This is a genomic window from Streptomyces sp. CB01635 (assembly GCF_002803065.1).
In the GTDB taxonomy this organism is placed as follows: Bacteria; Actinomycetota; Actinomycetes; order Streptomycetales; family Streptomycetaceae; genus Streptomyces.
The window spans coordinates 177,786-201,532 of the sequence record NZ_NNBL01000013.1; the positions used below are offsets into that span (position 1 = coordinate 177,786).

General features: G+C 67.8%; 20 protein-coding genes and 3 pseudogenes. 12 read left to right on the forward strand and 11 right to left on the reverse strand.

The window, feature by feature from the left end:
• Window positions 1–14: 14 nt before the first annotated feature.
• Genes CG723_RS28065 through CG723_RS28075 form a run of 3 tightly spaced genes read right to left on the reverse strand, consistent with a single transcriptional unit; the run spans window position 15 to window position 3,828 of the window.
• Complete coding sequence (locus CG723_RS28065; RefSeq protein ID WP_159032565.1) at window positions 15–1,019, reverse strand: 1-phosphofructokinase family hexose kinase; 1,005 nt, start codon at window positions 1,017–1,019, stop codon at window positions 15–17.
• Window positions 1,016–2,398: an FGGY family carbohydrate kinase gene (locus tag CG723_RS28070; protein WP_100596286.1), complete on the reverse strand. Its 1,383-nt coding sequence runs from the start codon at window positions 2,396–2,398 to the stop codon at window positions 1,016–1,018. The genes CG723_RS28065 and CG723_RS28070 overlap by 4 nt, the downstream gene beginning before the upstream one ends.
• A 32-nt stretch (window positions 2,399–2,430) precedes the next feature.
• On the reverse strand, window positions 2,431–3,828 hold the full coding sequence (locus CG723_RS28075; protein ID WP_100596287.1) for an FAD-binding oxidoreductase: 1,398 nt from the start codon (window positions 3,826–3,828) through the stop codon (window positions 2,431–2,433).
• Window positions 3,829–3,987: 159 nt separating this feature from the next.
• Between CG723_RS28075 and CG723_RS28080 the strand changes: the two genes are divergently transcribed.
• Window positions 3,988–4,836: a class I fructose-bisphosphate aldolase gene (locus CG723_RS28080; protein ID WP_100596288.1), complete on the forward strand. Its 849-nt coding sequence runs from the start codon at window positions 3,988–3,990 to the stop codon at window positions 4,834–4,836.
• Between the two features lie 99 nt (window positions 4,837–4,935).
• Entirely contained in the window at window positions 4,936–5,898 is a 963-nt protein-coding gene (locus tag CG723_RS28085; protein ID WP_159032566.1) for a YhfZ family protein, read from the forward strand.
• Between the two features lie 454 nt (window positions 5,899–6,352).
• Here CG723_RS28085 and CG723_RS28090 read toward each other — a convergent pair whose 3' ends face one another.
• From CG723_RS28090 to CG723_RS47900, 3 genes are all read right to left on the reverse strand, one after another.
• On the reverse strand, window positions 6,353–6,706 hold the full coding sequence (locus tag CG723_RS28090) for a DUF6300 family protein (RefSeq protein WP_100596290.1): 354 nt from the start codon (window positions 6,704–6,706) through the stop codon (window positions 6,353–6,355).
• On the reverse strand, window positions 6,703–10,308 hold the full coding sequence (gene dnaE / locus CG723_RS28095) for a DNA polymerase III subunit alpha (RefSeq protein ID WP_100596291.1): 3,606 nt from the start codon (window positions 10,306–10,308) through the stop codon (window positions 6,703–6,705). The genes CG723_RS28090 and dnaE overlap by 4 nt, the downstream gene beginning before the upstream one ends.
• A gap of 527 nt (window positions 10,309–10,835) precedes the next feature.
• Window positions 10,836–11,207: a helix-turn-helix domain-containing protein gene (locus CG723_RS47900; RefSeq protein ID WP_234374556.1), complete on the reverse strand. Its 372-nt coding sequence runs from the start codon at window positions 11,205–11,207 to the stop codon at window positions 10,836–10,838.
• Between the two features lie 329 nt (window positions 11,208–11,536).
• On the opposite strand from CG723_RS47900, the gene CG723_RS28105 reads away from it, so the two are divergent.
• The gene (locus CG723_RS28105) at window positions 11,537–12,094 is read left to right on the forward strand and encodes a DUF3291 domain-containing protein (RefSeq protein WP_100596292.1); all 558 of its coding nucleotides are present in this window, start codon (window positions 11,537–11,539) and stop codon (window positions 12,092–12,094) included.
• Window positions 12,095–12,315: 221 nt separating this feature from the next.
• Here CG723_RS28105 and CG723_RS28110 read toward each other — a convergent pair whose 3' ends face one another.
• Complete coding sequence (locus CG723_RS28110; RefSeq protein ID WP_100596293.1) at window positions 12,316–13,098, reverse strand: GAP family protein; 783 nt, start codon at window positions 13,096–13,098, stop codon at window positions 12,316–12,318.
• Window positions 13,099–13,838: 740 nt separating this feature from the next.
• Here CG723_RS28110 and CG723_RS28115 point away from each other — a divergent pair.
• From CG723_RS28115 to CG723_RS28130, 4 genes are all read left to right on the forward strand, one after another.
• Complete coding sequence (locus CG723_RS28115) at window positions 13,839–14,660, forward strand: ATP-binding cassette domain-containing protein (protein ID WP_267893735.1); 822 nt, start codon at window positions 13,839–13,841, stop codon at window positions 14,658–14,660.
• Window positions 14,657–15,313, forward strand: coding sequence for a hypothetical protein (locus CG723_RS28120; protein WP_100596294.1), 657 nt, complete (start codon window positions 14,657–14,659; stop codon window positions 15,311–15,313). Before CG723_RS28115 ends, CG723_RS28120 begins: the two co-directional genes overlap by 4 nt.
• Before the next feature lie 121 nt (window positions 15,314–15,434).
• Window positions 15,435–15,833, forward strand: a complete 399-nt coding sequence (locus tag CG723_RS28125) for an MFS transporter (RefSeq protein ID WP_100596295.1) — start codon at window positions 15,435–15,437, stop codon at window positions 15,831–15,833.
• A gap of 42 nt (window positions 15,834–15,875) precedes the next feature.
• The gene (locus CG723_RS28130; RefSeq protein WP_100596296.1) at window positions 15,876–16,730 is read left to right on the forward strand and encodes an oxidoreductase; all 855 of its coding nucleotides are present in this window, start codon (window positions 15,876–15,878) and stop codon (window positions 16,728–16,730) included.
• 305 nt (window positions 16,731–17,035) lie between these two features.
• Here CG723_RS28130 and CG723_RS28135 read toward each other — a convergent pair whose 3' ends face one another.
• Complete coding sequence (locus CG723_RS28135; protein ID WP_100596297.1) at window positions 17,036–17,512, reverse strand: GNAT family N-acetyltransferase; 477 nt, start codon at window positions 17,510–17,512, stop codon at window positions 17,036–17,038.
• A gap of 299 nt (window positions 17,513–17,811) precedes the next feature.
• A pseudogene (locus CG723_RS28140) lies at window positions 17,812–18,135 on the reverse strand (LysR family transcriptional regulator); the annotation flags it as partial.
• A 78-nt stretch (window positions 18,136–18,213) separates the two neighbouring features.
• Here CG723_RS28140 and CG723_RS28145 point away from each other — a divergent pair.
• The 4 genes and pseudogenes from CG723_RS28145 (at window position 18,214) to CG723_RS28155 (ending at window position 20,340) form a co-directional block, all read left to right on the forward strand.
• On the forward strand, window positions 18,214–18,519 hold the full coding sequence (locus CG723_RS28145) for an STAS domain-containing protein (protein WP_234374557.1): 306 nt from the start codon (window positions 18,214–18,216) through the stop codon (window positions 18,517–18,519).
• 372 nt (window positions 18,520–18,891) lie between these two features.
• A pseudogene (locus tag CG723_RS47905) lies at window positions 18,892–19,125 on the forward strand (SUKH-4 family immunity protein); the annotation flags it as partial.
• Window positions 19,126–19,174: 49 nt separating this feature from the next.
• On the forward strand, window positions 19,175–19,360 hold the full coding sequence (locus tag CG723_RS47910; RefSeq protein WP_234374558.1) for an Ada3 domain-containing protein: 186 nt from the start codon (window positions 19,175–19,177) through the stop codon (window positions 19,358–19,360).
• Window positions 19,361–19,554: 194 nt separating this feature from the next.
• The gene (locus CG723_RS28155) at window positions 19,555–20,340 is read left to right on the forward strand and encodes a PepSY domain-containing protein (protein WP_100596299.1); all 786 of its coding nucleotides are present in this window, start codon (window positions 19,555–19,557) and stop codon (window positions 20,338–20,340) included.
• A gap of 816 nt (window positions 20,341–21,156) precedes the next feature.
• On the opposite strand, the gene CG723_RS28160 is transcribed toward CG723_RS28155, so the two are convergent.
• A complete protein-coding gene (locus CG723_RS28160; RefSeq protein WP_100596314.1) occupies window positions 21,157–21,852 on the reverse strand; it encodes a phosphotransferase in 696 nt (231 codons plus the stop codon).
• Between the two features lie 99 nt (window positions 21,853–21,951).
• On the opposite strand from CG723_RS28160, the pseudogene CG723_RS28165 reads away from it, so the two are divergent.
• A pseudogene (locus tag CG723_RS28165) lies at window positions 21,952–22,791 on the forward strand (IS5 family transposase).
• 8 nt (window positions 22,792–22,799) lie between these two features.
• Here the strand turns inward: CG723_RS28165 and CG723_RS28170 are convergent.
• A complete protein-coding gene (locus tag CG723_RS28170) occupies window positions 22,800–23,312 on the reverse strand; it encodes a hypothetical protein (protein ID WP_100596300.1) in 513 nt (170 codons plus the stop codon).
• Between the last annotated feature and the right edge of the window lie 435 nt (window positions 23,313–23,747).

Sequence of the window (23,747 nt, forward strand, 5' to 3'; positions counted from 1 at the left end):
CCCGCCGGACTCGGTCAGCCGCGGGTGCCGCCGGCCCGGCGGACCGGCGGCGGGGCGGACCGGAGCGCGGATTCGCGCACGGCCACCCGGGGCAGCAGCGCGGCGGGGGAGTGGCTTGAGGTCAGACCGGCCGTGGTGGCCGCCGCGTTCGAGGCGCCGCATGCGGCGGCCGTACGGAGATGAGCGGCCCAGCCGGCCCGCGGCGCGCCGAGCAGACTCTGTACGAGACCGGCGCAGAAGGCGTCACCGGAGCCGACGGCACTGCGCACCGGGACCTCGGGAGCCACTACCTCGTACTCGGCACCTGCGGTGAACGCACGGGCGGGACGGTCTCCGTCCGTGATGACGACGCAGCGGATGCCCGCGTCCAGCCAGCCCAGGGCCCGGTCGGCCGGATCACCTGTGCCGAGGGACGACAGCTCCTCGCGGTTGACCTTGATGACATCGGGGAGAGCCGCCGCGCCGAGGGCGAGGACTTCGCCGTGTGCGTCCAGTACCGACAGGATTCCTCGGTCGCGCGCCTGGGCGATCCAGCGTGCGTACTGGTCGGCGGGAACGCCGGGCGGGACGCTGCCCGTGCACACGAGTGCCTCGCTCTTCGCCAGGGTTCCGGCGAACAGGCCTTCCAGGGCTTCGAGTTCGGAATGTTCCACCTGCGGGCCGCTCGCGTTGTAGACGGTGGCTCCAGCGGGGTCCGACAGGTCGACGAGCACCTCGCAGACCCGGGTGGCACCGGAGGTCGGTACCAGGGCGGCGGCCAGATGCTCAGTGGCGAGCAGGTCTTCGAAGAGTCGGCCGGTGGGGCCGCCGGCGAAGCCGAGGAGCAGGGGCGCGGGCACCGGCTCGACGGCCTCCGGCCGAGCGGCCGACAGCTGGGTCAGCACGCGGGCCACGTTGACGCCCTTGCCGCCCGCGAACGTCTCGCTGCGCGTCAGACGGTGGACCGAACCGGGCCGGTGGGTCTCCACGGCAAGGAGCCGTTCGATCGCGCTGTTGAGCGAGGTGATGGCGATGCTCACGATGTCTCCTTGCCGTCGTGGTCACGGCGCGGGCTGCTGGTTGATGTCAGGGCGTCCCTGGCGATGGCCGCCGCGCCGGAGGCGACGGGCTCGGCCATCGGGCTGATGTGCAGTGGAAGGTCCCAGCGCTCACGCCGGTGTGCGGCCATTTCGGGCCGCCTGAAGAGGGAGCCCATCAAGGCGACCTGGCCGGGCTGCCTTCCGGCCAGCTCACACATTTCGCCGATGGCGGTGCGCGCCAGGTCGGCGAGGTGATCGAGCGTGCCTCGTACGACCTCGGAAGGCCGGGCCCCGGCCGGTAGGCCGGTCAGTGTCAGCAGCCCCTCGGCTTCCTCGGGTGCCTCTCCGGTGGATCCGACTGTCACGTGCAGCGACGGCAGGCCGCCGGAGGGAGTGGCGGCGAGATCGGAGAACAGCCTGTCGAAATCCCCGTGGTGGAAGAGCTCGGCCAGCAGCTGGACGACCTTGCCCGAGGGGATCGGGCAGCCGAGCAGGAAGCCGTCGTCGTGCCACGCGCGCTCGTGGTCGAGGCCGAGTTCGTACGAGCGCATCCGCGGGGCGAACGTGCCGGTGCCGACCATGAGGTACTCGGACGTGCCGATGGAGTCGAATACCTCCGCACCGCTCATGGAGTGCACCTGACGGGCGGCGACGACCTGGTCGTGACCACCGATGACGACCCGGGCGCCGCGGGCGATGGCCACCCCCGGCAGGGCCGTGGGCAGCATGTCTCCCGCATCCGCACCGGTGGGCAGCGCGGGCGCGAAATGCGCGGGCGTGAGCCCGAGCCGCTCCATGACCGGTGCATGCGGAGCCAGCGTGGCCAGTTCGAAGCACTGGCTGTGAGTGATCTGGTTGGTCGCGGAGACCCATTCGCCCGTCATCCGATGGGTGATGAACGTGCAGAAGTCCACCCAGCGGGCCGTCGACCGCCACAACTGCGGCTCCCGGACCCGCAGATGGGCCGTGCGCTCGGGAGTCTGGTCGAGCCGGTGACGCAGTCCGGAGACCTGGAACTGCTCGAAGGAGTCGAGCCACCGGGCCGTTTCCGCGTCGAGGGCGCGCACCGGGCGCCGCTCCCACCATGCCAGTGACGGGTACAGCATCCGGCCGACTTCGTCCACGGCGACGGACTCCTCCTGCCCGAAGGACGCCACGGCGGCTCCGCCGAGCGGGCCGTGCGGCGCGGCCGTCGTCCTCGCGTACTCGGCGATCAGCTCTGCCGTGGCGTGCCAGATGACCTCGGCGTCGTGGAAGGTGAGCTTGTCGACAGCGAGAGTGGGTGTGCGGATGCGGCCCGCGGGAAGTGGCGTGCCGTCCGCGTCGACGCCCGCCACCTTGATATGGGTGGTGCCGATGTCGATGCCGAGAAACCACATGAGTCGGGCGCCTTTCCTCGGAGCGGGTGGGATCAGAGGCCGAGCTTGCCGGGATTGAGCAGGCCGTTCGGATCGAGGGCGTTCTTCAGACGGCGCAGCAGCAGGTGCGAGGCCCCGAGGGACTGCTTGGTGTACGGCGACCTGGCAAGGCCGCCGCCGTGGTGATGGGAGAGCTCGGCGCCGTGTTCGAGAGCCACTCGCATTGCGGTGGACCACACCTGTTCCAGCCGGCGTACGGCTTCCTCGTCGGTCTCGGCTTTCCCGCGCAGGATCAGGTAGAGAGAGGTGCCTTGGGTGTAGACGTGGGAGAAGTGGGCGAGCACCTCGTCCGCCAGCGGCGCGAGCGCCTGGGTGAGGGCGTGGTAGAGGGGGAGGATGCCGCTCCAGTTGTGGGCGACCTCCACCGTCTCGGCGTATCCGCCGTCCTCGGTGAGAAGGTTCTCCACGCCGGAGAAGTCGAAGCGCCTCGCCATCCACTTCTCGGTGCCGTCGGGACCGGTGGCGGTGCCGCCGTGTTCGCCGACGATCGAGCTGAGGGCGTCGAACTCCGCTCGGGCGACGGCTTCGAGGCCCTGGGTGCCCGCGAACATCACGGGGCGGTCGACCGTGTCGTCCTGGAGCGCGTGCCGGGCCTCGGCCGTGTCGTACAGCCGCAGCACGAACGGCCGCAGGCCGGCCGCGGCCTGGGCCCTCATCACGGCTACGCCTGCCTCGACCGACGGCAGCCGGTACGTCTCCAGGAGCCGGACGGGCGGTACGGGGAAGATCTTCAGCGTGACGGAGGTGATGACGCCGAGCGTGCCCTCGGAGCCGAGGAAGAGCTGGCGCAGGTCCGGACCCATCGCGGCACGGGGCGCTGCGGACAGCCGCAGGGTCTCACCGGTTGCGAGGATCACGGTGTAGCCGACGACGAGGTCCTCGATGCCCCCGTAGTACGAGGAGAACTGTCCGGTGGCGAGAGTGGCGAGCCAGCCGCCGACGCTGGAGCGGTGCAGCGACTGGGGCGAGTGGCCGAGCGTCCAGCCCTGCTCCTGCAGTTCGGCCTCCAGCCGGCCGCCGTTGTAGCCGGCAGAGGCCTCGACGGTGAGGTCCTCGGTGTTCACGTTGTACGTGGCCGGAAGGGCGGAGACGTCCAGCACGATGCCGCCGCGCACCGGAAGCGGCTGGCCGGTCACGGAGGAAGCGAGCGCGCGGACGGTGACGGGGACGTCGTGGTCCGCCGCTGCGGCGAGCACCGTGCGTATAGCGGCCTCCGAGTCGACCGTGACAACCGCGTCGGCGCGGTGGGTGTGACGGCCGAGCTTGTCGAGCTTGGTCGAGAGTGGCCAGGAATCGTGGCTGGAGGCGTCGAGGGATACCTCGTCGGTGTGGACCGCATCCGGCCCGAGCTCGTGCGACAGCGCGGTGAGTGCAGCGGAGAGGTCTGTCATGGGTGCTCCAGAAATTGCTGATTCCGGGGGAAGGCGGGGCGTGCGCCGAGTGGGCGCGGGCCGGAGCCGGCCCGCCGGGACGGCTCGATTGACAGCCGCTGTGGTGGGATCCTAGGGTCACAATGCAATTCTCTGCAAGCTGCATATTGGAGCGATCTCATGGACGCGCGAACCGGTAAGAAGATCCGCCTCGGGCGGCTGGTCAGGCCTGCCAGCGGGCGGGCGGTCGTGGTCGCCGCCTCCCACGGGGTGACGAGCGGACCGCCCGCCGGACTGCGCAGCACGGCGGAGATCCGGTCCGTCTTCAGCAAGCTGGCTACGGCCGACGGCGTCATGGTGACGCCCGGAATGGTTCCGCTCCTGGAGGACACGTTCACCGGGCGGGACAAGCCGGGGCTGATCCTCCACCTGGACTGGAAGAACCACGCCCGGGGCATCTACACCCCGGGCGCCGACGGCCGAGGGGAAGGCGTGCTTGCCCAGCTCGCCGACCTGGAGGCGGTCGCTGCCGCCGGTGTCGACGCCGTCATGACGTACCTCTATCTGGGCCAGCGCGACACGCGGCTCGAGCGTGCCGAGGTGGAGCGCAACGCCCGTATCGCCCGCGACTGCGAGCGCCTCGGCCTCGGCCTGATCATCGAGCCGCGCTCCGCGCTGGAGGGCGACGACCCGGATGCCCTCAGCGCCAAGGTCATGAGCATGTACTGCCGGATCTCCGCCGACATCGGCGCGGACCTCGTGAAGGCGCTGTGGCCCGGCTCGCCGGAAGCCTTCGCCGAGGTGACCGAGAGCTGCTACGTCCCGATCCTGCTGGCCGGCGGCAAGGGTGGCGACGACCCGCTCGACACGCTCGCGCTGGCGCACGACGCCGTCACCGCGGGCGGAGGCGGAGTCATGTTCGGCCGGCGGGTCTTCCGGGCAGAGCGGCCCGAGCGCGTGTTGTCGGCCCTGCACGCGGTCGTCCATGATGGTGATCCGGTCGACCGTGCCAAGGCGCTCCTGGCCTGAACACACGTCAGCCCGCAGGCAGGCAGGCCGTTCAGCCGCAGCGCAGCATGCCTGCACATCCACAACGGAGTCCGAAAGCACCGAGTGACCATGGCAGCCTTGAGTCCCACCGCCCAATTCGGTCCTGCCCCCAGGGAGGTCATCGCCCGAGACGTGCTTCGAGCGGGGGTCGGGGGGCGCCTGCCGACGACCGTCCATTACCAGGAGTCGCTGGGTGTCGGCTCCGGGACGGTCCAGAAGGCGCTCAAGGACCTGCGGAACGAGGGGGCGATGTCCCTGGTCGCCCGAGGACACCAGGGCACCTTCATCACCGGACTCGACGCTGCCCTGCTGTGGTCGGCGGCGCGGCTCAGCCCCGTACACCTGCTGCTTCCGCCGAACGCCCCACCGGAGTCGATGCGCGTCGCCACGGCTGTGGCGGAGCGCATCGCCCCGTTGGGCGCGTACACGACGGTCGGTCACCTGAGGGGCGCGGAGACCCGGTTGCGGGCGATCGAGGCGCACCAGGCGGACATCGCCCTCATGTCGGCCGGAGCCGCCGGCGACCTGCTCGCCGCGGGAGCCGGCCACCGCACGCTCACCCTGGAGAGCGGGACGTACTACGCGCCGGGCAGCCTCGTCGTCGTCACACGAACCCCCGGGCCGGGGCACGGCACCGACGGCGCGGCACTCCGGATCGGCATCGACCTGGACTCCGACGACCACCAACGACTGACCCATGCCGAGTTCCCCGAAGGCGCGGGCCGCTATGTGCCGACCGATTTCACGTCCGTGCCGCGGGCGGTCCTCCTCGGTGAGATCGACGCGGGCATCTGGCACACCGTCGACTCACTGATCCCCCTCGACGCGGCCGGCCTGACCGTCGCTCCCCTCAGTCGCCCTGACGCGGTGGAACTCGCCCGGGCCATCTCCGCCGCGGTGTTGGTGGCGACCCGGGACAACATCCCGGGCGTCCTGCTCGCCCGCGCTGCGAACGAGGGCCGCGACCTCCTCGCCACGTCGGCTCCCGCACCCGGTTCGGACTCTCCAGGAGGCGACGACCCGCTGCGTCTGCGGGTATGAGCAAGCATCAGGCTGGGGCACTGAGCGGGACCACCGCGAGGGCGTGCGGGGCAACTACCGAGGCTTCGTGCGGCAGGGGCGGATCGGCGGGCGGCGCATCCGCAGGAGAACGAAGGTCTGCGCGGCGTTGTGGGGTGAGTGGGTGGGTTCGGCGGCGGGTGTTGGCGAGTCACATGCCCAGCTGCACCCCTGACACCGTCTGTGCCGTTCACCCGCCCTGCCTGAGAAAGCGGAAATGACACAACACGGGTGGAGGCGGCGGCCGTCCGCCCTCGCAACGGTACTGGGGGTTTGGCGTCGCGCTGACGCTCGCCGTAGGGGTGACGCCTGCCTACGCCCAGGCGGCCCTGAACATCACCGACACGACCTGGGTGAGACAGCCACCTGCGCCGCGGTCAGTTCGCGGTGCCGTCCGCGTGGCGGCACCGCGCGGAGCCTCCGCTAGGCGAGCTGCTTACAACTCACCGCTCCACTGCTCGTGTTCCTCGGTGAGTCGCGCCTCGTCAACTCGCTGGTGTCGTACGGATTCGACCCAGGCCGCGACGAGTCCGCCGAAAGTCTCGATGTTGTTGATGCCGAGTGTCTCGTCGACGGCGAACAGCGCCAGTAGTTCGTCTGCGGCCGGGGTTCCCCGCTCGCACTCTGGGCACAGCACTGCCTCGCACAGTCCGGACATGGCCTCGCCGCGCTTGTTCGTCCACGTCTGCGTGAAGCTGGCTTTGAGCACGCTCTGTTCACCGCAGGCCCGGCACGCGTCCATGTCGTCGAGTTGGATGATGACGTCGTTTTCGTCAGCCGGTGCGGTCATGCGATGCCCTGCCAGGTGTCCTGGCCGAAGCTGCCCTTGATGTCGGACGCGATCGTGCCGGCGTTCACCGTTTCCTGCAGGACATACACGGTGGTCTTCCGGGGTCCTTGGATGGCCAGGCGGACCGGGTTGGGGCCGGGGTGGGCGAGCAGGATGCGTTTGAGTTCCCGAACTGAGGGATCGTTGACCCGGTGGTAGGGCAGGTGGAGTTGGATGGGGGCGGCGCCGCTTCGTTCGGCGGAGGTCACGTCGAGGACCTGGAGCTCCTGTCCGGCGAGGTTGATGGTGCCGTCACGGTCGTTGAGGCGGCCCAGGACGGAGACCACGCTGTCCGGGACGAGTGCTCCCATGACGAGCTGGTAGGTGGCGGGGAAGAAGAGTACTTCCAGCTGGCCGTCTCGGTCTGCGAGGTTGACGATGGCCCACAGGTTGCCTTGCTTGGTCATCTTCGGCTGCACGCTGGTGATGAGTCCGGCCAGCCGTACGACGCCTTCGGTACGGCCGGAGGCGATCAAGTCGGGGATCGTGGTGTCGCGATGGCCCGCCAGGATGCTCTCTGTGCCGTCCAGGGGGTGTGCGGAGACGTACATGCCGAGCATCTCCCGCTCGGTCGACAGGAGTTGCTTGCGCGGCCACTCGGCTTCGTCGATCTTGATGTCGACACCGAAGGCCGGAGTGCCGTCGTCGCCTTCGTCTGCGCCCAGGCCGGCGAACAAGTCGTCCTGCCCGTACGCGGCGGCCTTCTTCACGGGTACGACCGCGTCGATGGCGTATTCGTGGGCCGCGGTGAGGCCCTTGCGGGTATGGCCGAGTGAGTCGAAGGCGCCGGCCTTGATGAGTGATTCGATCGCCCGCTTGTTGAGGGCGGGCAGGTCGACCTTGTCCAGGAAGTCGGCGAAGTTGCCGAACTTCCCGCCCGCCTTGCGGCCCGCGACGATCGATTCGATGACGTTGTCGCCGACGTTGCGGACCGACCGCAGGCCGAAGCGGACGTCGTCGCCGATGGCCGCGAACTCGGCGACGGATTCGTTGACGTCCGGCTGCAGGACGGTGACCCCCATTTTGCGGGCGTCGGCCAGGTAGATGCCGGCCTTGTCCTTGTCGTCGCCGACGGAGGTCAGCAGCGCGGCCATGTACTCGGCCGGGTAATTGGCCTTGAGGTACGCGGTCCAGTACGAGACGAGCCCGTATCCGGCGGTGTGGGACTTGTTGAACGCATAGCCGGAGAAGGGGAGCATGACGTCCCAGAGGTCCTTGATGGACTCCTCCGAGTAGCCGTTGCCCTGCATGCCGGCGTGGAACTTCTCCCACTCGGCGGCCAGGACCTCGGGCTTCTTCTTGCCCATGGCGCGGCGCAGCAGGTCGGCGCCGCCGAGGGTGTAGCCGGCGAGCTGGCGGGCGATGGCCATGATCTGCTCTTGGTAGATGAGCAGATGGAAGGTGTTCCCGAGGATCGGCTCGAGGGCCTTCTCCAGCTCGGGGTGGATGGGCTGGATCTCCTGGCGGCCGGTCTTGCGGTGCGCGTAGTTCATGTGCGCGTTCGCGGCCATCGGGCCGGGCCGGTACAGGGCGAGGGCTGCTGCGATGTCTTCGAACCGGGTCGGCTCCATGGCTTTGAGCAGTGTGCGCATGCCGCCGCCGTCGAGCTGGAAGACGCCGAAGGTGTCGCCCGAGGCGAGCAGTTCGTATGTGGTCTTGTCGTCGAGAGGGATGACGACCTGGTCGGTGACGTCGCCGTTGCCCGGGTCGACGGTGGCCAGATGGATACCGCGGTTCTCACGGATGTTCTGGATGGCGTGGTCGATGACGCCCAGGTTCCGCAGGCCCAGGAAGTCCATCTTGACGAGCCCCATGTTTTCGCAACTGGGGTAGTCGAAGCCGGTGATCTTGACGCCGTCCTTGGCCCGCATGTGCAGCGGGATCCGGTCGGTCAGTTTGGTCTTGGAGAGGATGACGGCGGCCGCGTGCACTCCGGTGCCGCGGGTCAGGCCCTCGACGCCCTTGGCCGTGTCGATGACCTTCTTGACGTCGGGCTCGTTCTCGTACAGCGCCCGGATCTCCCCGCATTCGCCGTAGCGCGGGTGCGTGGAGTCGAAGATGCCGTCGAGGGGGATGGACTTGCCCATGATGTCGTCGGGCAGGGCCTTGGTGATGCGCTCGCCGTGCTGGAAGGGATAGCCCAGGATGCGCGAGCTGTCCTTGATCGCGTTCTTGGCCTTGATCTTGCCGAACGTGTTGACCATCGCGGTGTACTCGTCGCCGTACTTGTCGACGACGTAGCGGACCATGAAGTCGCGCTGGCGGTCGTCGAAGTCGAGGTCGACATCCGGAGGGTTGATGCGCTCCGGGTTGAGGAACCGCTCGAACAGCAGGCCGTGCTCCAGCGGGCACAGCTCGGTGATGCGGGTCGCGTACGCCACGATCGAACCGGTGGCCGATCCACGGCCCGGCCCCACCGGCACGTTGTTGTCGCGGGCGTACTTGCAGATGTCGGCGACCACGAGGAAGTAGGAGGAGAACCCCATCGGACCGATGATGCTCATCTCGGTCTCGAACCGCTCCAGGACCTCCGCCGGGACGGGGTCCCCGTACCGCATGACGAGACCCTTCATGACCTCCTTGCGCAGCCACGACTCCTGGGTCTCCCCGTCGGGAACGTCAGGGAACTGCGGCATCTCGTCGATGTTGTCGAAGACCTCGCCGTACGACTCGACACGCTCCGCGATCAGAAGCGTGTTGTCACACGCCTCGGGCATCTCGGAGAACAGACCGCGCATCTCGTCCGCGGTCTTGAGGTAGTAGTCGTTCCCCGAGAACCGGAACCGCTTCTCGTCGGCCTTGTTCTTGCCCACGCCGATACACAGCAGGTTGTCGTGCGCGTCCGCCTGGTCCGCGTGGACGTAGTGCGCATCGTTGGTGGCCAGGAGCGGAATGTTCAGGTCCTTGGCCAGGCGCAGCAGCCCGTCCCGGACGTTCCGCTCGATGGACAGGCCGTGATCCATCAGCTCGAGGAAGTAGTTCTCCCGGCCGAAGATGTCCTGATACGAGGCCGCGACCTGCCGGGCCTCGTCGTACTGCTTCAACCGCAGACGGGTCTGGACCGCACCCGAGGGGCAGCCGGTCGTCGCGATGATCCCGTCGGCGTGCTCGCTGATCAGCTCCATGTCCATGCGGGGCTTGCCGGCCGGGAACTGCCCCGTGTAGCTGGCCTCCGTCGACAGGTAGAAGAGGTTGCGCAGGCCCCTCACGTTCTGCGCCCACATCGTCATGTGCGTGAAGCGGCCGCCGCCCGAGACGTCCTTGGACCCTTCACCGTCGTCGGACATCGCCCGCTGCCCACCGGGCCCCCAGAACTCCTGCTTCCGGTTCCGACGCGAGGACGGGGCGACGTACGCCTCGATCCCGATGATCGGCTTGACGCCGTCAAAGCCCTTGGACACCTGATGGAACTCGTACGCACCGAACATGTTCCCGTGGTCGCTCATCGCGACCGCGGGCATGCCCTGACGCTCGACTTCGCCGAACATCGGCTTGAGCTTCTGAGCCCCGTCAAGCATCGAGTATTCGGTGTGATTGTGCAGGTGAACAAAGCTGTCAGCCACCGGGCAGGCACCTCCGAAGGGGTCGCGGGAAGCCCTCACCCTAGCCCTGAGACCAAGATCAAAATCGGCTTCGCTGCCTCTTCCCGAGCCTCACCGAATGACGCGGCCGCGATGGCCTCGCGGTATGACCGAGGGAGATATTTACACCCGGGCGTGGCGCCGAGCCATGCCAGGGGCTCTCCTGGGGCATGCACAATTGGGAGAAATGATCATGTCTTGGACTCTGTGGCCGCCGCGCGGACCGGACGCCGCGCTCGGAGAGCAACAGCCCCGATTTCCAAGCGCATATGGGCAGCGGCCGAGCTGTTCGCCCTGCCAGGTGCGGGGCGTACAGGTCCAGCACCCAGGCGGCCTTCAGCCGGAAGCCGGGGCTGGTGATGAGGATCCAGGAGCGGTGCTGCCAGGGCTTCAGCGCGTCAGGGGCCAGCCGGCGACGACGCACGGTCGACGCCGACATGAACGGGGCGATGCCCCGCCGGGCGACGTCGCGGGCCAGTTCCAGGCACGACCAGCGTGAGAGCGGTACTTCACTCTCGGCAGGCAGGCAGGCAGGCAGGCAGGCAGGCAGGCAGGCAGGCAGGCAGGCAGGCAGGCAGGCAGGCAGGCAGCCGGCGGGCCGGCGCCGTGACCTCGGCGGTCTGCAGCGGTGTGAACGAGGCGGGACAGCCGCAGCGTTGACGGTCTTTGAGCCCGGGCAGGCCCGCCTGGGCGAACCGGCCACGCCAGCGGCGCACGGTGTCCAAATGCAGCCCCGTCTCCCGGGCGATGCATGCGTGGGAGCGTCCACGCGCGGCGTGCAGCACCACATGTGCACGCACCCGCACCCGCAGCCGGTGCTCGGTCTTGTGGCCGTAGGCCGTCTTCTTCAACCGCACGCGTTCGGCGGCACTCGGGGCCATCGGACGGGGGGTGCGGACGGGCATGGCGGGCGAACCGATCGGCCGAAGTGGATCACTGGTGCCGCGCAGCCTGCCCCGCCCATCACCGCCCCAGCCCGCGAAATGACCGGTGCAAGAGGCCACTTGGACAGGGAAATTGCAACTTCGACATGGCTCGCAGAGGCAGCTACCTTCATCTGGTCTTCGGTGGTCGCCGCGGTCGCACAGGGGTTCCTTCAGGCTGGGCCAGCCGCGACGGCACGAGTCGGTCACGCCCCACGAACCCTCGTCCCCATGCGTAAGCCACCGAACCGGGTCCACGCCAGGCAGCCCCAACCAGGGAGAGACGCATGCCCCATCTTGCTCTGTACACATTCGGCGTCCTGAAGTCACCTCTCGTCGATCCCGCACCTCTCACGCGCGAGTTCTACGACATTGGTGAGGCCGTCTACCGGAAGATCAGTCAGCACCCCGGATACCTCGCGCATGCTGAGGCGGCAGACGGTGACCGGGGCGCGCTCTTCGAGGCGGACTGGGGTGCCTGGGGAGAGTTCGCCGTACCGACCTGGTACGGCAAGGGCCATACGCTCGAAACCACCGCCCTGGCCGCGACCCTCTCACTCTGGACCGACCTGCGCCCCGCCCTCGACGCCATCTACACCGGTCTGCACCGTGAGGCGCTGAACAGGCGTTACGACTGGTTCGAGAGGACAGGACACCCAAACTACGTGTTCTGGTGGGTCTCCGACGGCGTGACACCCACCTGGCAGGACGGGGTTTCCAGGCTGGAACACCTCCACAACCACGGCTCCGCGCCGCACGCCTTCACCTTCCACCACTCGTTCGCCCCGGACGGAACTCCGACCAGGATCAAAGGCATCGGGCCGAAGAGCGACCAGGTTCGCTGACACGGGAGCCTGAACGACTGGATTCGCTGTCAAACGCCTCGATTGCATGACGGCGAACAGATGCTTCTGCGCTATGGCGGATCCACCCGGCGGCAGTTGGTGATCAACCCACCCCGGATTGTTGATGAGAAATGACGGCACAACAGGTTGCCTCGCGCATCCTGCTCAGGTGAATGAAGCCGCTCGGCTTGACGTCTCACGCGTGCTGACGATGGGAGGACTCACCGACCAAGTCCGGTGAGTCCGTCGCCCAGGATGCTGGCGCCCAGAAGAAGGAGCACGATCGCGGTGATCACGGTGCTGTTGGTGATCATGAATTGCCTGACACTGTCCAGGAACGACGCCGCGCGCTGTCCGCCGAGGAGATGGATGATGACGGCGCCGAGGACGGTGCAGGATCCGACGAGAACGAAGACAGTGACGGCCACAGTGAGATCGCCATTGTGAGCCCCCGCTTCGACGATCGACGTGGCCGCCGAGGCCGTCAGGACGAGGTTCTTCGGGTTGGCGCCTGACAGCAGCGCACCGAGGAGCAGCGCCCGCAGGGCCGAGACGTCTTCGAGTGACGCCATCCAGCGTGGCGTCTCGGTCTCGTTGCCGACGCCTGGACGCTGCCACCATTTGCGCGCCCCCAGCACGATGAGGGTCACTCCGGCGAGTACCCGTCCCCAGTCTGCGATCGCTGACGAGGGGCTTTCGGGGTCGTCGGCTCCACCGAACACGACCACGACGAGCGTTGCCACGATCCCGAGCCCGGCGATCCACCCGGCCGTGAACAGCAGGCCGTTGCGTCGGCCCTGTCGGCCGGCCAGGATCAGCACGATCCCGATCAGAGGGAAAGGACTGAGGGCAACCGCGAGCGCTGCCGGCAGCACTGCTCCAATTGCCTGGATCAGCACCGGTTCCCCTTCCAAACTCCACGCCCAGGACGCTGCGGAGTGCCCTCTCGGGACAGTACCGAGCGCACCATCTGCAGCATGACCAGCACCTTTCGCCAAGAGCATCTCGATACTTCCCTGGGAAGAGCCACCCTGCCTCCCAAACTCGTCGACATCACCCGACCGCGGATCGGGGCGCCTCCCAAACCCATCGACAAGTGACGTCACCACTGCTCGATAAAGCCAACGCCATCCTGCCCCCAGCGGCTTCGCCGGCACCCCCGAAGACGCCCTCGCCTGCGCCTGCGGCCTCTGCCTCACCGACCCTCAGCATCTGACCCCGCACCACACACACCACAGGCTCCACCGTCAACCCCCGAAGGATTTGCGGAGCCGACCACTAAGGATGAAGGCGTCGACGGCGTCGTCAACCAGGCCACGACGGTTCGTCGTACAGATCCTGGAACCGGATGCGGTCCTCTGACGCGAAGTGATGCCCCGCAGGCAGGGCGATGCGTAGGCGGAGAAGAAGCGGTTGACGGCCTCGACCTTGGGGCGACGGCTTCACTCGTCGTCACCGTGATGCTCCCCGATGGGTTCGGTACCGATCTGCCCCGGTCGAGGGATCAACGATCGCGCCAGCCCGCCGTAGTCGTCCGATACCTGCTTCCATAACCTGGCGGCATGGGAGACGGGTTTGGTCGAAATCCCATCTACCAGGCGCTTCACCTGTCCGTCAGCATCACTGCCAAGCCCGCTTGCCAGGCTGGATGGGCCAGTGGGCAGGCCACAATTGAGGAGTCGAGTTGTTACATTGCGAAGCGGTTGGCAAGCGTTACGGCCGAGGACGATGGGTCCTCAGCGACGTGGACATGCAGATCTCGGCCGGTGACGTCCTCGCGGTGGTGGGCGACAACGGTTCGGGGAAGTCGACCTTGCTGAGGATCCTCGTCGGACTGTCACAGCCCACCTCCGGGACCGTGTCCGGCCGACCACCACACATTGGTTACGTACCGGACCGCTTCACCGCCCACGACCGCATCCCGGCCATCTCCTACCTCACCCACATGGGGCGTATCCGTGGCATGTCAGCCTCCGCCGCCCGCGCCCGAGGAAACCACCTGCTGGAACAGCTGTCCCTGGTAGGCGGGCGGAACGCGTCGCTGCGTACGCTGTCGAAGGGCAACGCGCAGAAGGTGGCGCTCGCTCAGGCCCTGCTTGTTCAGCCCGACCTGCTGGTCCTCGACGAACCCTGGTCAGGTCTGGACGCCTCGGCCCATGGTGTCCTCACCGAGTTGATCGACGAAGTGGCCGCGCAGGGCGGGGCGGTGGTCTTCACCGACCACCGTGAGGCGATCGCCCAGGCACACGCTGGTGGCGTCTACGTCATCAGCGACGGCCGAGGCACCTGGCGCGACGGCCGGCACGCCGGGAGGCGCGCCTCGATGGCCGAGCTGGTCCTGGCGGTGCCGCCCACCGGCGTGATGCCGGCCGAGGTGAACTGGTCCGCGTTGCCGGGCGTGGTGGACACCGTCCAGCGTGATGCGGAGGTTGTCCTGCAGGTAGCGCGTGAACACTTGGACACCGTGCTGCTGACGGCGCTGCAGCATCGGTGGTCAGTGGTGAGCCTGGCCGGAACTGCCAACAAACACGGTTCCCGCGGCAACGCGAGGAGGACCGCTCTGTGATCGCCCTGGTCCGCTACATGATCACGGTGCTGCTGCTCTCCCAGCGCTACCTTGCGCCACTGCTGCTGTTCATCGGCCTGGTGGCCGTGCTGACCACCAGCGACACCGGCCCGCTCACCGCGACCTACGCCTCGGTGGCCGGGGCCATGCTGTTGTGCTCGGTCTGGCTGACCATGGCACTGAGCGGTCTCGAGGACCAGCCGCACCGCTCGATCGTCGTCGTCAGCGCCGGCAGCCACCTACGCGTCCTGCTCGCCACGGTCGGGACAGCAGCTGTGTGGTGCCTGCTGCTGACGGCTGCCGGTCTGGTGTTGCCGCTGATGTTCGGGACCCACGCACCCGGCCTCGCGGACCTGGTACTGGGGAGCGAGGTCCAACTTACCTGCGCCTTCACCGGCATCGCCATCGGACTGGTCTGCTCACGGCTGGTGTTCCGGCGGCAGGGCTACGCACTCGTCCTCGCCCTGGCGCTCCTGCTGGCCGTGCTGCTGGGCAAAGGTGTTTCCCCGGTCAGCGTGATGCTCACTCACCTGCAGAACGCGCCGGACTCGGCGGCTGCCCTCGGGCTCACGAGCGTGCTGCTCGCCGTCGCAGCGGGCTTCTTGGCGGCCGCAGTGGCTATCACACTGGCGATCGCCCGCAGAAAGGCATGAGCCCTACGGCGGTGTCCCCGCACCGGTGCAGGCGGCGCAGCGTCGTTCAGCGGATTCTTGCGGGGAACCCCGGGCGTTCACGCCCGGGAGGAATCGCCTCCTTACGGCCTTCACCGGCGCCATGGCCCTGCTCGCCACCCTCGGATCCAGCCCCGTGGCCACCATCGCCGCCATCGCGGTGTGGGGTGTGGCCTTGGGCGCTGCCCTCACCATGCTGCAGGCCGCGTCCGCCCGAGCCGCCGGCTCCGCCATGGAGATCGCGCAGTCGCTGCTGGTCACGATGCTGAATGCGGGCATGGCCGCAGGCCCCCTGCTGGGCGGAGCCCTGTACGCGACCCAAGGCGCAGGCCCCCTGCCCTGGACCAGCCTGGGCCTCTTCGCCGCAGTCCTCGCCCTCGCGGCACTTACTGGCCGCACCGCCTTCCCCGCCACCACAGGCGACGACGCATCCGCCTCCAGCACCACCCCGCAAGACCAGCAGGCCGACCCACTGGTCTCCACCTCCCGCACCACCGGCTGACGCCGAACCCCTGGCCCGACCACCCGCAGGCAAGGAACATTGATGCCGTCCCAGCAGCCCGAACAAGCCGCCACCAAGGTGTGGTTCATCACCGGCACCAGCACCGGACTCGGCCGCTCCCTGGCCCAGGAGGTCATCGCCGACGGTGACCGGCTCATCGCCACCGCCCGCGATCCCCGCACCCTCGACGACCTCGTCGCCCTGGCACCCGACCGCGTGCGCGCCCTCCCGCTCGACGTCACCGACCCCACCACGGTCCGCCTCGCAGTCGACTCAGCTCTCAAGGAATTCGGCCGCATCGACGTCCTGGTCAACAACGCCGGCTACGCCCTGCGCGGCGCCCTGGAAGAACTCTCCGAGACTGAACTGCGCCGCCAGTTCGACACCAACGTCTTCGGCGCCCTCGACGTCACGCGAGCCGTCCTGCCCGCCCTGCGCGCCCAGCGCTCGGGATGCATCGTGCAGATGTCCTCGGTCGGCGGCGTCATGGCGACCCTCGGCGGAACCGCGTACGCGGGCACGAAATTCGCCCTCGAAGGCCTTTCCGAGGGCCTGGCCGCCGAAGTCGCCCACCTCGGCATCCACGTCCTCATCGTCGAGCCCGGCCCCTTCCGCACCGACTTCACCGGCCGCTCGGTGAGCTACGCCGACCCGATCGACGACTACCGCCCCGCCCTGGACCCGGCCAAGGAACAATTCCTGGCCATGCACGGCATCCAGCCCGGCGACCCGTCCCGTGCGGCCCGCGCCGTCATCACCGCCACCCGGATGGAACACCCACCGCTGCGCCTGCCGCTGGGCGCCAACGCCATCGATCGGATCCGCGAGCGCCTCCAACAGCGGCTGCATGAAATGGACGCCATCGAGTCCCTCGGCCGCCCGACGGACTTCGCCTGAGCCGCACCCAGCGACAGCAACCCGCCCCGTAACTCACAGCACGGGCGGAACAGCTGTCGCCCCCTATGGACGGGCGCCCTACCGCCTCATCCCCCGTCGGCGGTAGGGCGCCTCCCACCACGATCGGGCCGCTCGCCGGGAACGGTGCTGATGCCGATCCCGAACTTTCAGCAGTGCCGCTCCGCCTCAGTTGGCCCACGGAGTGAACCAACTGAGGAATGTAGGGAGCGGTAAGCCGTAGGACTCACCGACAGCGCGGTGAGTCCTACGGCTTTGGGCGGGTCAGTTGGAAGGGGGAGTCATTGTCAGGATCTGTGGATCGGGTCGCTCTGAGGTATTCGGCTCGACATCCTGATCTTGATGTTGTTCTCGCCGTGCCGGGCGACTTCGTCCAGGCCCATGCGCCGGTAGAGGTCTTGGGCCCGCTGGTTGACCGTGAGGACGTCCAAGGTGAGGACCTGCCCTTGCTCGCGGGCCTGCTGCAGGAGGGTGCGGATGAGCTGACTGCCGATGCCCCGCTGCTGGTAATCAGGGTGGAGCTCAATCCGGGCAAGGTAGATCTCGTTGGGCCGGTGCTCGACATGGAGCACGCCGGCATCGGCGCTGTCGACGATGATGATCTGCCAGCGGCCGGGGCTGAATGCGCGGATGTGGAAGCCGCGTTGGACTTGTTCGTCCCAGCCCCAGGTGGCCGTGATGTGGGTTCCCATGGCGGCCTTGTGCAGCTGGAAGCAGTACTCGCTGTCCGCGGCGGTGGCCGGGCGCAGGCCGACAGCGGTCATGCCGCCCGCTCCTGGGCCCGCTCGATGAGCTGGCCGCGTTCGAAGCGTGCGCCCTCCCGGACGATCTCGTCGATCAGGGAGGTGCCGTTGACGGTGGTGCCTTCGTCGTTCACTACGCTGAGCACGGACGTTGCCCTCCCGGCCGGTGCTGCGAACACCGGTCTTGCTCGGTGACCTATCGATCGGTTACCCGGGAAGGTACGGCTTCCCCGAGCCGATCCACAGATCTTGAGCATGGCTCTCGCGCCGCCGAAGACCGCACCAGTGAAGTTGAAGTCATGCAGGCACCAGGCGGTAGGCGCGTCGCGAAAGGCGGCGATGCGCAGCGGGCCGGCGACCGTGCCCCGCTCGGCGCCGCGGGCCTCTGCGGCCAGGGTGTCCAGGAGCCGCAGGATCCGGCGGGCGTGGGCGGCAGCGGCGGCACCGACCGCGGTGGGCGTCGCGCCCTTGCGGCCTCGCTCGAAGAGGACCGCTCCGACTTTGCCTTCCGTCCCGCGTATGGAGTGCGAGACTGCGGACTGGGTCAGTCCGAGGACCTTGGTGGCTGCCGAGAACACGCGCTCGCGGTCGACGGCCACGAGGATGCGAGTCGTTCGTGCATATGCGGAACGGACGTGCGGCAGGCACGACCCAAAACTTCTCTCCGGGGCATCGCCGTTAGGCAACCCATGCACCCGGAATTTCACATCAGCCACCGCGACGTGACGGGCTGGACCGTCGTCGAGGTCCATGGCGAGGTCGACGTCTCCAGCGTGCCTCAGATCAGGGAACACGTGCTCACCTGTATCGAAGCGGGCCGGCATCGCCTCATCGTGGACCTGATGGGGGTCTCGTTTATCGACTCGACGGGCCTTGGGTTCCTCGTGAGCATCGCCAAGCGCATTCGTACGCACGTCGGTGACCTGAGGCTGGTGATGACGAACCCGGACGTCCTTCAGATTTTCCACATCACCGGCCTGCACCGGGCCTTGAGGATCTATGACTCGGTGGAAGCCGCGATGGAGTGACATGCGAGGCGACGATGACAGGCGCCCGGCGCTCCGCGCGCAACTGAGGGGCATCTACTGGCTGAGTAGTTCTGACAGCGACTGTCCATGGTGCCGACAACTCCTTCCGCCGTGCAATGGGCGCCCCGAACCGGGTGGAGGTGCGCCACCACGGGGGAGGATCGATCCCATTGGCCGGCGGCGCCGGACAGCCCGCCTGACCGAGCGTATGCGGGCCGTAATGGTGATCCTCGGAGCGGTCACCACAGTCGTCGCCGTGGTGGTGACCGTGTGGCGGAACTGACTGAGTACGCGCAGCAATGAGCATGCACTGATGATTGGGCCGGCGAGGAGCACGTCCACCGGGCCGACCCTGCGGTCGTCGTCGGCTGGGAGATCCCCGACGAGCACAAGAGGTTGTTGACCGAGGTCGGAGTGCCCGAAGCCGAGAACCTGATCGACCGTGTGTGTTTCCGGTCCGGACCGCAGCCCACGCTCCTCACCCGTGAGGGCACCCTGCACTACCGGCTGACGGAGGAAACCGGTCGCACCAACGGGGGCGGCACTCTGACGTGGGCCTTCGGCGCCGAGCCTGGCACCGGTGCCGTGTACTACGTCCTACTCGACGGCGAGGTGTGGTTCGCCAATTCCTCCGTCGCGCTGTGGCTGCGGAGCCTTGCACCACTATGGCCTGAGGGTCGGCACCCGCGATCTCCTCCTCAACGCCGACTCCCACGAGGAGGACGCGGTTCTCGCCGAGCTCCAAGAACTCACTGCAGAGCTCAAGGAGATCGACCCCGCCGCTTTCGAGGGCTACCGCGGCTTCATGTGGGCGGAGTTCCTCGCCCGCTGGCTCTGGTAGCCCGCGCCGCCTTGCCGCGGCTCGGCGTGCACGCTGTCGTCGCCCGCGAAAACACGAGCGGATCGCGAGGCCCGGATGCTCAGCCTGGCGGAGCTGACTCCGACAACGGCCAAGAGGCGGCGCCGCATGGTCGATCGGGTGACCCCGGCCGTCGGGCAACATGGCCGATCGGTGTGAGGGCTAGGCATGGGGATATGAGATTTGAGTCCCGACGCAAGAAGACCAGCATCCCGCGCGCCCGCCACCTCCACGTCGTCGGCGCCGTGTGCGCCGTCGTAGCCTCAGCAGCACTGATGACAGGCTGCGGGCGGGACAGTGGCAAGACGACAGCCGCAGCGACCGCGGAAGCGGCGAAGGTCATTCCGAACCAGGCGGCCACCCCGTCGGACAGCCCCTCCGGCAGCGCGCAGCTCACTCAGGACCAGACAGCACGCAAGAACCTGCTCGGTGTCACCAAGGTCACCTTCGACAAGGCCGCCGCCACGGCAGTGGGCGAGGTCTCGGGCAGCAAGCTCGCCGAACTCGACCTGAAGGGCCTGGACGACAACCACAACGACAACGACACCGACGAGAGCGAAAGCCCCAGTCCCAGCGGGACCCCCAGCCCCAGCCCGAGCGGCAGCTCCACCGTCCCGGAGTGGGTCGCTGAGGTCGTCGAGAAGGACGGGGCCACGCACACCGTCCGTATCGACGCCATCTCGGGCAAGGTGATCCAGTCCGTCGCGGAAACCGGCCAGGACTCCGGCGACAAGCGTGAGATGGCCGACCGGATCGCCCGTGCCACCCAGTCGCCGCAGGAGGCGGCCAAGGTGGCCACGGACAAGCAGAAGGGCACGGTCACCTCCATCAACCTGGATGACGACGACCACAAAACTGTCATCTGGTCCGTCGACGTCGTCACCAAGGACTGGAACAAGACCGACTTCGAGATCGACGCGGTGAAGGGCACCATCACCCGCGAGGAGGTCGACCACGACTGACGCGCTGCCGCCGTGGGAAGCAGGCGAGCCGGCCGCCCACTCGCACAGCTCCGGCGGCCGGAGCCACCTCAGGGAGCCGCACCGGGCTCTGACGCAGCACCTGCTGATGCACGGTGCGCAGCGCAGGCCCCGGATCGGCGCCCATCGCATCGGCGATGCGCGACCGCGCCTCCTCGTACCCGAGGCGCGAGCGGCAGCGCGGCGGGGGCCAGGAAGCTGATGTACCGCACTGTGTGCCCACGGCTGAGGTCCTGGTCCGGCCGCATGTGCGGCCGGACTCAAGGTCACAAGCGCTGGGCCGAGGGTGGGGCCATGATCGGAGTGCCTCAGCCGAGGAAGGCGAGGAGAGGGCGCTCAGTATGCGCCCTGTAGTGCAGGCCGCCGCCGATGGTGTCCGCAGGCCGCCGACACGGTCGTCGTGAACTGCCGGGGCCGGGGCGCCGGATGGGTGTCGCGGCGTCTCAGTCCGCCCGGTCGCTGTCCTTGCGCCGACAGCTCCGTTGAAGCCCGCAGGTCATCACCGATGATCGTGAGGTCACGGCCAGGCACATCTGTTCAGTGCCCCAGGACGGCGTTCCTGGGCGAGCGCCGGAGTACCAACGCATCCGACACTCCTGCCTCAAGGGCCTGCGGGCTTGCCTGCTACCAGCGCTCCGCAGCGGCCCGCCGCCCTGAGGGCGTGGCCGTCCCACGGTCTGCTGTGTCTCGTGAACATCCACAGGCACCAAGACCGTCAGCTGCTGCCCAAGCCGGCGGAGAAACGCTGCTGCTTGAAGTGAACAAAGCCAGGGCAGCGTCTCCGGCTGACGCAGTGAATCAGAGGTTGTCGGGCAGGAGTGTGAGGATCAACTCCGTTGCATCGTCGAGCAAACGCGGTTCGTGCTCGTGCATGGCCGGGTCGGCTGCCCTTTTTTCCTTGGCCTGTGCGAGGCAATGAAGGTTGGCGTCTGCCAGACCGGTCTCAGGTGTGACACGTGACAGGAGGGAGGTCAGTACTGCACGGGCCATCAGCGCCTCAGCTACGGCATCCACCGCAACCTGCGCCAGGATCAGGGATGACATGGCCCAGTCCAGTGCAGGCGGGCCGTGGCCGGTGTTGCACCAGTCGATCACCACCGGACCATCAGGGGTGAGCATGACGTTGTCCGGGTGCAGATCGAGGTGGAGGGTGCGCACCGTCGGATCGGCGGCGTCCGGGCCGGGGATCGCGTGCAACTGGTCCAGCAGGTCAGCGAGTAACGCTCCCGCTCTCTCGGCCGTGAGGGTGCCCTGAACCAGTGCCTGCAACATGGTCGGACCACGCAACCGTCGAAGCACTAGATCCGTGGCGGCCGCTCCGTCTGCCGCTTCCCGCACAGCTGGTACCGGGTAGCCGCGCTCGAAGAGGTAAGTCATCACGGCCGCTTCGGCAGTGGCATCCCCACCGTCTCGATAGCGACGCAGTGCCCAATGGTCGTCGATCGCGAAGACGTCCGCGCTGCGGCCGGAGCCGAGCAACTCTCCCATCCTCATGCCGAGCAACCTACAGGTGGTGGCGTCAAGTGGCATTGTTGCTGGACAGATTACAAATGCGCCGAATTCTCGACTCAGAAGACTAAAACCGTGTCCTACATGGTCAGTTGGGCGTTTGACCTGGTCATAGGGAGTGGACGGTGGGGATGGATCGTTCCGGATGGCCTGTGGGAGATCGCCCGGCCGTTGTTGCCGTCGGCTCGGGTGCGGCCGCAGGCTGGCGGGGTCGCCAATATCGACGAAGAGGCGGTGTTTGCCGCCATCATCTACGTGTTGGTCAGTGGCTGTGCCTGGCGGGCGCTGCCACCTTGCTTCGGAGCGTCGAAGTCGACCGTGCACCGTCGCTTCGCCCTGGTCCCGCGCTGAGGTCTGGGGACGTCTGCATCAGAAGGTTCTCCAACTCCTGGACGAACAGGGCCTGGTGGACTTGTCTCGGCCGGTCCTTGACTCTGCCCACGTCCGGGCTAAAAAGGGGGCGAACTTGCAGGTCCGAGCCCCGTGGACCGGGGTAAGCCCGGTTCCAAGATGCACGTCCTGTCGGACGCGAACGGACTGCCCCTACGCGTGGGAATCTCCGGGGCCGACACTCACGACAGCCTGGCGCTGAAGCCGATGCTGTCCCATTTCCACATGGGACACGAATCCCACGCAGCCGATTCCAAGCCCTAACGTCTCCACGCGGACAAGGCCTACGACATCCCTCGCCTGCGGCGTTGGCTCTGGGGCAAACACATTGGTGTCCGCATCGCCCGCAAGGGCATCGACTCCAGCGAACGCCTCGGCCGTCGACGGTGGGTCATCGAACGCACCATGTCCTGGCTGACCGGCTACCGTCGCCTCAACCATCGCTACGAGCGGGAATCGGGCAACTAACTGGCCTTTCTCGGTCTGGCAGCCGCGCTCTGCTGCTACAAACGGCTCCTCAAACTGACCATGTAGGACACGGTCTAAGAGACGCGCCCTAGATCAAAGTCGTACGGATCGAAGCAGACCTTGCGGTGGGGCCCACAAATCTTGGTGTTCTGCGGAATCCTCGAATCTGTCTGGCTATAGGCGAGGAATGTCACGGTCCGGCCCGAGGTGAAGCGCAGCGTGGCCTGGCGCACCGAGCTGGTGCCCTTCGGCCGATCACCGGTAAACGTGAAGAGCCCTTGGGTATTCTCCACAAGACTGACCGACAGCCAGTCCTGCTTCGAGTACGTCGACCCCACGCCGCGCGGCGTGGGGTCTCCCACCTGTACATAGCCACGCGCCGGGCGCTTCGGCGCGAGTCCGTAGCACCCATGGCTCTTCAGGCTGGACCGGATCGTCGTCAGACAGTACGTATCGGCGTCCGGCATCCATACCAGGTCGCCCGTGCCTGTGGGCCCAAGGCGTTGCAGCACGGCAACTTCCGAGAGTTCGGGCTCGATGCGGGTGTCCAGGTCCGACTCCTCGATGAACTCGGTGAAGGAGTCCACCAGCTTCCCGTCCCCCTTGCCGACCGCTGCCCCACCGAGCGGTTTGGCCGGACCCGGCTCCGGTGGCACGGGAGCCTTCGTCGACGGTGAAGGTGACGACGAGGGAGCCGGGGAAGTTCGGGAAGCCTGCGGCGATCCACTGTCCGTGCACCCGGTGACCAGCACCAGCACAACTCCCATCCCGACCAGCAGCGCACGCTTCATTCCCGCCCCCAATGGATCCCCGCCCCGGAATTGCGGGGATCTTACCCTTCGTACGACACCGGAGGGGCTCCGTCGCTACCGGCGCCCCGCGCCGTGTATGGGTGCTGGCAGCCGCGCTCTGCTGCTACAAACGGCTCCTCAAGCTGACCATGTAGGACACGGTCTAAGTGCAATGCTGTTGCCTTTGCTGTAGGCGTACTGTGCTTGGCAGTTCGTCCTGGGGGTGGTTCA